The 10,277-nt window shown below is 61.6% G+C and carries 12 protein-coding genes; 11 read left to right on the forward strand and 1 reads right to left on the reverse strand.

Features of this window, described 5'->3' with window-relative positions; genetic code table 11:
- The first annotated feature begins 15 nt into the window (after window positions 1-15).
- From FJ426_RS29390 to FJ426_RS29410, 6 genes are all read left to right on the forward strand, one after another.
- On the forward strand, window positions 16-1,992 hold the full coding sequence (locus tag FJ426_RS29390) for a bifunctional 2',3'-cyclic-nucleotide 2'-phosphodiesterase/3'-nucleotidase (protein ID WP_140561155.1): 1,977 nt from the start codon (window positions 16-18) through the stop codon (window positions 1,990-1,992).
- Window positions 1,993-2,193: 201 nt separating this feature from the next.
- Window positions 2,194-2,328, forward strand: a complete 135-nt coding sequence (locus FJ426_RS32105; RefSeq protein WP_263486323.1) for a hypothetical protein — start codon at window positions 2,194-2,196, stop codon at window positions 2,326-2,328.
- A 118-nt stretch (window positions 2,329-2,446) separates the two neighbouring features.
- On the forward strand, window positions 2,447-2,737 hold the full coding sequence (locus tag FJ426_RS29395; protein WP_140501335.1) for a Dabb family protein: 291 nt from the start codon (window positions 2,447-2,449) through the stop codon (window positions 2,735-2,737).
- Window positions 2,738-2,785: 48 nt separating this feature from the next.
- The gene (locus tag FJ426_RS29400; RefSeq protein ID WP_140561262.1) at window positions 2,786-3,676 is read left to right on the forward strand and encodes a VOC family protein; all 891 of its coding nucleotides are present in this window, start codon (window positions 2,786-2,788) and stop codon (window positions 3,674-3,676) included.
- On the forward strand, window positions 3,673-4,518 hold the full coding sequence (gene kdsA / locus FJ426_RS29405; protein ID WP_140501337.1) for a 3-deoxy-8-phosphooctulonate synthase: 846 nt from the start codon (window positions 3,673-3,675) through the stop codon (window positions 4,516-4,518). The genes FJ426_RS29400 and kdsA overlap by 4 nt, the downstream gene beginning before the upstream one ends.
- Window positions 4,519-4,691: 173 nt before the next feature.
- Entirely contained in the window at window positions 4,692-5,057 is a 366-nt protein-coding gene (locus FJ426_RS29410) for a PRC-barrel domain-containing protein (RefSeq protein ID WP_140501340.1), read from the forward strand.
- A 68-nt stretch (window positions 5,058-5,125) separates the two neighbouring features.
- Here FJ426_RS29410 and FJ426_RS32110 read toward each other — a convergent pair whose 3' ends face one another.
- On the reverse strand, window positions 5,126-5,248 hold the full coding sequence (locus FJ426_RS32110) for a hypothetical protein (protein WP_263483006.1): 123 nt from the start codon (window positions 5,246-5,248) through the stop codon (window positions 5,126-5,128).
- Between the two features lie 199 nt (window positions 5,249-5,447).
- Here FJ426_RS32110 and eno point away from each other — a divergent pair, with 199 nt between their 5' ends.
- The 5 genes from eno to FJ426_RS29435 all read left to right on the forward strand — a co-directional run.
- Window positions 5,448-6,722 carry a phosphopyruvate hydratase gene (gene eno / locus FJ426_RS29415; RefSeq protein ID WP_140561157.1) on the forward strand — a complete coding sequence of 425 codons (1,275 nt, stop codon included), beginning with the start codon at window positions 5,448-5,450 and terminating at the stop codon, window positions 6,720-6,722.
- Between the two features lie 157 nt (window positions 6,723-6,879).
- Window positions 6,880-7,203, forward strand: a complete 324-nt coding sequence (locus FJ426_RS29420) for a septum formation initiator family protein (RefSeq protein WP_140501344.1) — start codon at window positions 6,880-6,882, stop codon at window positions 7,201-7,203.
- 214 nt (window positions 7,204-7,417) lie between these two features.
- On the forward strand, window positions 7,418-8,455 hold the full coding sequence (gene pdhA / locus FJ426_RS29425) for a pyruvate dehydrogenase (acetyl-transferring) E1 component subunit alpha (protein WP_140561158.1): 1,038 nt from the start codon (window positions 7,418-7,420) through the stop codon (window positions 8,453-8,455).
- A 15-nt stretch (window positions 8,456-8,470) separates the two neighbouring features.
- Window positions 8,471-9,862 (forward strand): pyruvate dehydrogenase complex E1 component subunit beta, encoded by a 1,392-nt coding sequence (locus FJ426_RS29430; RefSeq protein ID WP_140561160.1) that lies wholly within the window; start codon window positions 8,471-8,473, stop codon window positions 9,860-9,862.
- Window positions 9,863-9,880: 18 nt separating this feature from the next.
- On the forward strand, window positions 9,881-10,277 hold a 397-nt coding region (locus FJ426_RS29435), incomplete at its 3' end, for a biotin/lipoyl-containing protein (RefSeq protein ID WP_246675629.1).

Genomic DNA, 10,277 nt, shown 5'->3' on the forward strand with positions numbered 1-10,277 from the left:
CGAAAAGGAGAAAACATGTCGCCGGTCCATTCCGTCTCCCGCCGCGGTCTCCTCGCGGGCGCCGCCGCCACAGGCGCGCTGATTGCGCTTCACCCTTTCTCCGCCCGCGCCCAGGCCAACCAGGCGCATCTCCGGATCATGGAGACCACCGACATCCATGTGAATGTGCTGCCCTATGACTATTACGCCGACAAAGCGAATGACACGATGGGACTGTCGCGCACGGCCTCCCTGATCGACGCGGTGCGCAAGCAAGCCGTTAATTCGATGCTGATCGACAATGGCGACCTGCTGCAGGGCAATCCGATGGGCGACTACATCGCCTATGAAAAGGGCATGAAGGACGGTGACCTGCATCCGATCATGAAAGGCATGAACCTGCTCGGCTACGAGTGCTCGACGTTGGGCAACCACGAATTCAACTACGGCCTGTCCTTCATGGACAAGGTTCTGGCCGGCGCCAATTTCCCCTTCGTCTGCGCCAACCTGATCCGCGGCACCGAGCTTGCCGCGAACCCGCGCGACGACAAGCTCTACCTCAAGCCCTACGTCATCCTCGACAAGAAGATCAGGGACGGTTCAGGCACCGAGCAACCGATCAGGATTGGCATCATCGGCTTCGTGCCGCCGCAGATCATGGTCTGGGATCTCAAGAACCTCGAAGGTAATGTCAGAACGCGCGACATTGTCGAGGCTGCCAAGGCCTGGGTGCCGCAGATGAAGGAAGAGGGCGCCGACATTATCATCGCGCTCTCGCATTCTGGCATCGACATCAAGCAGGGCGATATGATGGAGAACGCATCGTTCTTTGTCGCCGGCGTTGAAGGCATCGACGCGGTGTTCACGGGTCACCAGCATCTGGTGTTCCCTGGCAAGAAGGATTTTCAGGCGCTCGAAGGCGTCGATGCGCAAAAGGGTACGCTGCAGGGCAAGCCGGCCGTCATGGGCGGCTTCTGGGGCTCGCATATGGGCCTGATCGACCTGATGCTGGAGCGCGACGGATCGAAATGGAAGATCGTTTCCGCCACCTCGGAAGCGCGGCCGATCTTCGAACGTGTCGACAACAAGAACAAGCCGACTGTCGCGGACGACAACCGCATCATCGCCGCGCTTGAGCAGGACCACCAGGCAACGCTCGCCTATGTGCGTCGTCCCGTCGGCAAGACCGCAGCGCCGCTCTATTCCTATTTCGCGCTGGTCGCCGACGATCCGTCGGTTCAGGTCGTCAGCCAGGCGCAGACCTGGTACCTCCAGGACATCCTGAAAAACACACAATGGAAGGACGTGCCGCTGCTGTCGGCGGCAGCCCCCTTCAAGGCCGGCGGGCGCAATGGCGCCGACTACTACACCGATGTGCCGGCAGGCGACATCGCGATCAAGAACGTCGCCGACCTCTACCTTTATCCCAACACCGTGCGGGCCGTTGAGATCACCGGAGCGCAGGTCAAAGAATGGCTGGAAATGTCGGCCGGCATCTTCAACCGGATCGAACCTGGCAAGGCCGACCAGGCGCTCATCAACACCGACTTTCCGTCCTACAATTTCGACGTTATCGACGGCGTCACCTACAGAATAGATCTGTCGCAGCCGCCGAAATACGATGCCAAGGGCGGGCTGGCCAATGCTAGTGCCAATCGCATCGTCGGCCTGATGTTCGACGGCAAACCGATTGATCCCAATCAGAAATTTGTCGTTGCAACGAACAACTACCGGGCCGGCGGCGGCGGCAATTTTCCTGACATCGACGCTTCCAAAATTATCTACGAAGCGCCAGACACCAACCGCGACGTCATCGTCCGCTACATCGTCAAGCAGGGCACCATCAACCCGTCGGCGGACGGCAACTGGTCGTTCGCGCCGCTGCCCGGAACCAGCGTCGTGTTCGAGACAGGGCCCAAGGCGAAGGACCTCATCGCCGAAGTGAAGTCATTGAAGATCGAGCCGGCGGGCGCCGGCGAGGCAGGATTTGCGAAATACCGCATCCTTCTCTGACCGCCATTCGCAATTGGGCCGCGGGCCATTTCTGGATCATGCCCGGCCAGTCGCCCGGCGACGAGATCGAAGGCGCGCCGGCATTGATTTGGCAGTTCCAGGTGCCGAGAGTTCATATACCGGACGAGGGTCGACACGGATCCCGTCTTTGCCTGGCGGAAACGTCTATGAGCACAGCCGGGCTTATGCGATAGATTAGCCATGCGTTATGTCATCGTCATCGCCGCCGTTGCGTTTTTCCTGATCTGGGACGGTCTCTACAACCAGGGCCGGTACCTCGATATGACGGTGAGGAATGTCTCTCACGTGGTGCGTTACGTCACCGGCAAGGCCTAGTTCCCGTTCAGGTCTCGTGCATCCCGGGCGCGTCGCAAGGACGCGCGGCACCCTGAACGGTTGACCTGACGGTTTCGTCGTCACAAAAGACCCCGGATTTTTGATCGAGGAGGCGGGGTTGATCCGGCATATCGTTTTCTTCAGCGCGCGGCGTGGCGAGGATGTGGAGGCAGTGCGCTCTGGGCTGCTGGCGCTCGGCGGCATTCCCCATTCCAGCCTGTTCGAGGTGACGCTGAACACCAAGGTCGATCCGCTGTCGGATGAGATCGACGTGGTCGTCTACGCCGAGTTTACCGATGCCGCCGCATTGGCCGCCTACAAGGCGCATCCGCTCTATGCGCAGACCACCAGCAGGGTCAAGCCATTGCGCGAACTGCGTTATTCCGCCGATGTGGTGGCCGGAAGCTGATTCGGGCGCCCTTGAACCCTTTTGCGCAATGATGCACACCGCGCTGGCATGATCCAAACACCACCCACAGGCACTCATCCGCTCGATCACCTCGTGCTGCCGACCTCGAGCCTGGATGTGGCGCGGGCGCGGCTGACGGCCCTCGGCTTCATCGTCGCGCCGACAGGCATCCATCCATTCGGCACGGAAAATTGCTGCGTCTTCCTCGCGGACGGCACCTATCTGGAACCGCTGGCTGTCGGCGATGATCAGGCCGCGATGAAGGCCGCCGGCCAGGGCAATGTCTTCGTCGCGCGCGACCGGCTCTATCGTGACCGCAATGGCAATGAAGGTTTTTCCGCCGTGGTCCTGACCACGGACGACGCCGATGCGGACCATGCACGCTTTGTCGATGCGAGCCTGTCGGGCGGGGACATGCTAGGCTTTTCGCGGGCGTTCACCGACGGTGCCGGTAAAAGCGACATGGCGTCATTCAAACTGGCCTTCGCGTCGGCCGGGGGTTCAACCGATGCGTTCCTGTTCGCCTGCCAGCGTGTCAACGTGCCGGAAGTGGACCGCACGGCGCTGCAGGCTCACGCCAACGGTGCCACGGGAATTGTCGAGATCGTGGCGATCAGCGACGAGCCCGCCGAGCAGCGCCGGCTGATTTCCGTGGCAGTAAACGATCCAACTGCTGACGCGCGCGCCTCCATTTTTCGTCTACCTAACGCTATCTTGACTGTACTCGACCCGGCCTCTTTCACGGCACGCTTTGGCGTGCCCGCCGGTAAGCCGACGCAACTCCGCTTCGCGGCAGTCGTCTTTTCGGTTCGGCGTGCCGCCGTCGCGGCAGGTCTGCTTGCAGCCAATTCCATCAGATACGATATGTCGGGCAGTGATATCGTCGTGCAGCCGACATCCGGGCAGGGCGCGGCCTTCATCTTTCGGGAGATACAATGAGCAACGCCTTGGCGCCCAATTCATCGGTAACCGTCGGCAATGTCGTCTTCGACAACGCAGCGCCGCTGTCGCTGATCGCCGGCCCTTGCCAGTTCGAATCACGCCAGCATGCCTTCGACATGGCCGGCGCGCTGAAGGAATTGACAGGCAGGTTGGGCATCGGCCTCGTCTATAAGACCAGCTACGACAAAGCCAACCGCACCTCCCTGTCGGCAACGCGCGGTGCCGGCATGGAGGCGGCGCTCCCGGTCTTCGACGAGTTGCGCAAGGAATTCTCCTTGCCGGTACTGACCGACGTCCACACCGAGGAACAGTGCGCCATCGTTGCGCCGCATGTGGACGTGCTGCAGATCCCGGCCTTCCTGTCGCGCCAGACCGACATGCTGGTTGCCGCCGCAAGGACGGGCAAGGTGATCAACGTCAAGAAGGGACAGTTCCTCGCGCCCTGGGACATGAAGAACGTGGTGGCCAAGGTCACTGGCTCCGGCAACGCCAATGTCTTGACCACCGAGCGCGGCGCCTCGTTCGGCTACAACACGCTCGTCTCCGACATGCGGGCCCTGCCCATTATGGCCGACATCGGCGCGCCTGTGATTTTCGACGCCACCCATTCGGTCCAGCAGCCGGGCGGGCAGGGCGGTTCGTCCGGCGGCGAACGCCGCTTTGTCGAGACCTTGGCCCGCGCGGCTGTCGCCGTCGGCGTTGCCGGCGTCTTCATCGAGACCCACCAGGATCCGGATAATTCGACCTCGTCCGACGGACCGAACATGGTGCCGCTGAAGGACATGCCGGCACTTCTGGAAAGGTTGATGGCGTTCGATCGGGTAGCGAAGGCCCGCTGACCCCGGCGCAGCTGAAGGTCGTCGCCGCGGAGGGCATATATCGGCCTGCCACGTCAGTAAGAAGTCACCTTTATACAGGTGGAAAAAGTCGAACAGACCGGCGGAAAAGTCGGGAACCTTCGATCTCGCCCCTCATTGTGAAAGTCCAGAGCAACGACAATGAGGAGCACATCATGACAACCCAGGCAGGACACACAGAGGCTATCGCTGCTTCGCGGGTCATCGGCACATCCGTCTATAACACCGAAGGCACGAAGATCGGCAGCATCGAGGACGTCATGCTCGACAAGCTGTCCAACGGCATCATGTTCGCTGTGATCGGTTTTGGCGGCTTTCTCGGCATGGGTGAAAAATATCACGCCATCCCGTGGGCGAGTTTGGATTACGATGAGGATAGGGGCGGCTATGTCGTGCCATTCTCGAAGGACCAGCTGAAAGCCGCTCCCGCCTATTCGATCAACGAGCTGACGGGCGCCGATGGCGAGGCCGCACGTGACGCCTCCTACAATTACTACAAGGTCGAGCCTTACTGGCATTGACCGGCCAGCCTGACGTGAAAAGGCCCCCGCAAACCAGCGGGGGCCTTTTACATGATCGCCTGCCGTGCTTACTCCGCGCTGCGGAGGGTCGACAGTTGCACCGCGCCCTGTGGAGGCTGCTGGTTGTCGCAGGACGTCAGGAACGCCGCCGCGATCAGGAACAAACTCACGATACCGCTTAACTCGGACATGGCGAAACTCCTCCTGTTTCGCCCCGCGCAGCCGCCATCATAGACCGGCGGCCATCCTATGGCGCATGACTTATGATGACAGGAATTTGCGCTTCGTGAATCGCGCCGGCGGCAATAATTGCCGGTGGCCCGATTGCCTTTTGCGCCGCTTTGGCTAAGACGGGCGCGACGTTTCGTCAGATCAATCGGGGACATCGCAATGACCGCCATCATCGACATTGTCGGGCGTGAAATCCTGGACAGCCGTGGAAATCCGACCGTCGAGGTCGATGTCGTGCTCGAAGACGGTTCGATGGGCCGCGCGGCCGTGCCGTCTGGAGCTTCCACCGGCGCGCATGAAGCCGTCGAACTGCGCGACGGCGGCGCCCGCTATCTCGGCAAGGGCGTGCTGCGGGCCGTCGAGGCGGTCAACGGCGAACTGTTCGAGGCAATCGGCGGCATGGAAGCCGAAAACCAGATCCACATCGACCAGACCATGATCGAACTCGACGGCACGCCCAACAAGAGCCGGCTCGGCGCCAACGCTATTCTCGGTGTGTCGCTGGCGGTGGCCAAGGCCGCGGCCGAAGCCGCCGGCCTGCCGCTCTATCGTTATGTCGGCGGCACCAAGGCGCATCTGCTGCCGGTACCCATGATGAACATCATCAATGGCGGCGCCCATGCCGACAACCCGATCGATTTCCAGGAATTCATGATCCTGCCGGTCGGTGCGCCAACGCTGCGCGAAGGCGTGCGCTGGGGTTCTGAGGTCTTCCACACGCTGAGGAAGAAGCTGAAGGACGCCGGCCACAACACCAATGTCGGCGATGAAGGCGGCTTTGCCCCGAACCTGAAGAGCGCGCCGGTGGCGCTCGATTTCATCGTGGAGTCGATCGAGCAGGCCGGCTTCAAGCCGGGCGAGGAGATTGCGCTCGGCCTCGATTGCGCCGCGACGGAGTTCTTCAAGGACGGCAACTACGTCTATGAAGGCGAGAAGAAGACACGCGATCCGAAGGCGCAGGCGAAATACCTGGCCAAGCTCGCCGCCGATTATCCGATCATTTCGATCGAGGACGGCCTTGCCGAGGATGACTGGGAAGGCTGGAAATATCTGACCGACCTGATCGGCAAGGAGACGCAGCTCGTCGGCGATGATCTCTTCGTCACCAATACGGCGCGCCTGCGCGACGGCATCCGCATGGGGGTCGCCAATTCGATCCTGGTCAAGGTCAACCAGATCGGCTCGCTGACCGAGACGCTCGATGCCGTAGAGACCGCGCACAAGGCCGGCTATACCGCCGTCATGTCGCATCGCTCGGGCGAGACCGAGGATTCGACCATCGCCGATCTCGCCGTCGCCACCAATTGCGGGCAGATCAAGACCGGATCGCTGTCGCGTTCCGACCGCATGGCCAAATACAACCAGCTCATCCGCATCGAGGAAGAACTCGGCAAGCAGGCGCGCTACGCCGGCAAGTCGATGTTGAAGGGCTGAGCCGGAGCATCGGACACAGGGATGGCGGTGAGGGGCGGGAATTCCCGCCCTTTTTCGTTGGAGCGCCTGTGGACGCGCCATCCGTAACCGTCCGTTAAGCACAATGGAGCGAAAAAGACCGTGGTCGCCCGAGTTCGCGACTGCGAGGGAACGGACGATGTGGACGCGTCAGCACAAACAGAGAAACACCGGCCGGCTGATCATCCCCTCGCTCTGCGCGGTGTTCCTGGCCTATTTCGGCTTTCATGCCTATCACGGCGAGTTCGGCATCAATTCGAAATACCAGCTGGAGGCCGAGACTGTTGCCCTGCAGGCCCAACTCGATGCGATCAAGGCGCGCAGGATGGAGCTGGAACGGCGCGTCAAGCTGATGCACGACGGCACGCTGGAGAAGGACATGCTCGACGAGCAGGCGCGTAAGGCGCTGAATTTGTCCCAGGCCGACGAAATCACCATCATGTTGCCGGTCTCGGCAAAGTAACCGATATCAGGTTAATCACCAATATTTTCAATGATTCTAATTGCTTAGTCGCATGCCAGCTATGCAATTTCGACATGGCGGAACACGTTCTCACGTGTTAGCCTCCCCAAAATCAGTGGGGAGAGCTGATCTTCCCTGAGCAGATTTCATCTCGCTCGAGCAGATTTCATCTTGCTCGAAATGTCCGCGAAGAGACGCCAACAGGGAGTGATGCATGGCAACCGCAGCCAGGAAAGCGCCTGCCAAATCGAAATCCGACGGCAAATCGGGCCTTTCCGCGCCCAAACCAGTGGAATTCACCAGGGACGAGGAGCTTGCCGCCTACCGGCACATGCTGCTTATTCGCCGCTTCGAGGAAAAGGCCGGCCAGCTTTACGGGATGGGCTTCATCGGCGGCTTCTGCCATCTCTACATCGGCCAGGAAGCGGTCGTCACCGGTATGAAGATGGCGCTGATCGACGGTGACCAGATGATCACGGCCTACCGCGACCACGGTCATATGTTGGCGATGGAACTCTCGCCGCGTGGCGTCATGGCCGAACTGACCGGCCGCCGAGGCGGCCTGTCGAAGGGCAAGGGCGGCTCCATGCACATGTTCTCCAAGGAGAAGCATTTCTACGGCGGTCACGGCATCGTCGGCGCGCAGGTGTCGCTCGGCACGGGCCTGGCCTTTGCCAACCGCTATCGCGGCAACAACAATGTCACGCTGACCTATTTCGGCGACGGGGCCGCCAACCAGGGCCAGGTCTACGAAAGCTTCAACATGGCTTCGCTGTGGAAGCTGCCGGTGATCTACATCATCGAGAACAACCGCTATGCCATGGGCACCTCGGTATCGCGCTCCTCGGCGGAGACCGACTTCTCGAATCGCGGCGCCTCGTTCAAGATTCCCGGCATCCAGGTCGACGGCATGGACGTGCGTGCTGTCAAGGCCGCCGGCGATCTCGCCACCGAATGGTGCCGTGCCGGCAATGGGCCGCTGATCCTCGAAATGCAGACCTACCGCTATCGGGGCCATTCGATGTCTGACCCGGCGAAATACCGCTCCAAGGAAGAAGTGCAGAAGATGCGCTCCGAGCATGACCCGATCGAGCAGGTCAAAGCGCGGCTGATCCAGAAGAAGTGGGCAAGCGAGGACGAATTGAAGACCATCGACAAGGAGGTTCGCGACGTCGTCGCCGATGCCGCCGAGTTTGCCCAGCACGACGCCGAGCCGGATCCGTCCGAGCTCTGGACCGACATCGTATTGTAACGGGAGGGCAAGGACATGCCGATCGAAATTCTCATGCCCGCCCTTTCGCCGACCATGGAAGAGGGCAATCTTTCCAAGTGGTTGAAGAACGAGGGCGACAAGGTCGTCGCTGGCGACGTCATCGCCGAGATCGAAACCGACAAGGCGACGATGGAAGTCGAAGCTGTCGATGAGGGCACGCTTGCCAAGATCGTGGTTCCCGCAGGCACCGAAGGCGTCAAGGTCAACGCGGTGATCGCCGTGCTGGCTGTCGATGGCGAAGACGTCGACAAGGCCGGCGAAGGCATTGGTGAAGAGCCCGCCAAGACTGAGGCAAAGGCGCCGACACCGGCACCCGCCGCGGCCAAGAGCGAGGCAGCGGCGCCTGTGGCGGCCGCGCCGAAGACGGAAGTCGCCGCCGATCCTGACATGCCCGCCGGGACCGAGATGGTCTCGACCACGGTGCGCGAAGCGCTGCGCGATGCCATGGCGGAGGAAATGCGCCGCGACAGCGATGTCTTCGTCATGGGCGAGGAAGTTGCCGAGTACCAGGGCGCCTACAAGATCACCCAAGGCCTGCTGCAGGAGTTCGGACCGCGTCGCGTCGTCGACACGCCGATCACCGAGCACGGCTTTGCCGGCGTCGGGGTCGGTGCGGCGATGGCCGGCCTGAAGCCGATCGTCGAATTCATGACCTTCAACTTCGCCATGCAGGCGATCGACCAGATCGTCAACTCGGCCGCCAAGACGCTCTACATGTCCGGCGGACAGATGGGCGCGCCCATCGTCTTCCGCGGGCCGAACGGCGCGGCGGCTCGCGTTGCGGCCCAGCATTCGCAATGTTACGCCGCCTGGTACAGCCACATACCGGGCCTGAAGGTGGTGATGCCTTATACCGCTGCCGACGCCAAGGGACTGCTCAAGGCGGCGATCCGCGATCCGAACCCGGTCATCTTCCTCGAAAACGAAATCCTCTACGGCCAGTCCTTCGACGTGCCGAAGCTGGACGACTTCGTGTTGCCGATCGGCAAGGCGCGCATCCATAAGTCAGGCAAGGACGTCACCATCGTCTCCTTTGGCATTGGCATGACCTATGCGGTCAAGGCCGAAGCGGAACTGCGCGGCATGGGCATCGACGCAGAGGTCATCGATCTCAGGACCATCCGTCCGCTCGACTTCGACACCATCATCGCCTCGGTGAAGAAGACCAACCGGCTGGTCGTGGTGGAAGAAGGCTTCCCGCAGAACTCGGTCGGCGACCATGTCGCCAACCAGGTGTCGCAGCGAGCCTTCGATTTCCTCGACGCGCCGGTCATCACCATCGCCGGCAAGGACGTGCCGATGCCCTATGCGGCCAATCTCGAAAAGCTGGCTTTGCCGAATGTCGGCGAGGTCATCGAGGCCGTCAAAGCCGTCTCATATCGCTGAACCGGGCGGGAGGACACAATGCCAATCAACATCACCATGCCGGCCCTCTCGCCCACCATGGAAGAGGGCAATCTGTCGAAGTGGCTCGTGAAGGAGGGCGACAAGGTTTCGCCCGGCGATGTCATTGCCGAGATCGAGACCGACAAGGCGACGATGGAAGTCGAAGCCGTCGATGAGGGCACGGTGGCGAAACTGGTCGTTCCCGCCGGCACCGAAGGCGTCAAGGTCAATGCGCTGATCGCCGTGCTTGCCGCCGAGGGTGAGGACGCAAGTGCCGCCGCGAAAAGCGGTGGCGATGCCGCACCGGCGAAAGCGGAGCCTCCCAAGGCTGAGACATCGAAGACCGAGACTCCCACCTCTCCGTCCGATGGGGGAGGTCGCGCCGCGGGTGAACCCACCGCCGCGCCCCCCACCC

This window comes from Mesorhizobium sp. B2-6-4, assembly GCF_006441495.1.
Classification (GTDB): domain Bacteria; phylum Pseudomonadota; class Alphaproteobacteria; order Rhizobiales; family Rhizobiaceae; genus Mesorhizobium.

Bases quoted from the DNA above. Each gene is read 5' to 3' on its own strand.
- FJ426_RS29390 (WP_140561155.1), top strand. From the start codon at position 16: ATGTCGCCGGTCCATTCCGTCTCCCGCCGCGGTCTCCTCGCGGGCGCC.
- FJ426_RS32105 (WP_263486323.1), top strand. From the start codon at position 2,194: ATGCGTTATGTCATCGTCATCGCCGCCGTTGCGTTTTTCCTGATCTGG.
- FJ426_RS29400 (WP_140561262.1), top strand. From the start codon at position 2,786: ATGATCCAAACACCACCCACAGGCACTCATCCGCTCGATCACCTCGTG.
- kdsA (WP_140501337.1), top strand. From the start codon at position 3,673: ATGAGCAACGCCTTGGCGCCCAATTCATCGGTAACCGTCGGCAATGTC.
- FJ426_RS29410 (WP_140501340.1), top strand. From the start codon at position 4,692: ATGACAACCCAGGCAGGACACACAGAGGCTATCGCTGCTTCGCGGGTC.
- FJ426_RS32110 (WP_263483006.1), bottom strand. From the start codon at position 5,248: ATGTCCGAGTTAAGCGGTATCGTGAGTTTGTTCCTGATCGCGGCGGCG.
- eno (WP_140561157.1), top strand. From the start codon at position 5,448: ATGACCGCCATCATCGACATTGTCGGGCGTGAAATCCTGGACAGCCGT.
- FJ426_RS29420 (WP_140501344.1), top strand. From the start codon at position 6,880: ATGTGGACGCGTCAGCACAAACAGAGAAACACCGGCCGGCTGATCATC.
- pdhA (WP_140561158.1), top strand. From the start codon at position 7,418: ATGGCAACCGCAGCCAGGAAAGCGCCTGCCAAATCGAAATCCGACGGC.
- FJ426_RS29430 (WP_140561160.1), top strand. From the start codon at position 8,471: ATGCCGATCGAAATTCTCATGCCCGCCCTTTCGCCGACCATGGAAGAG.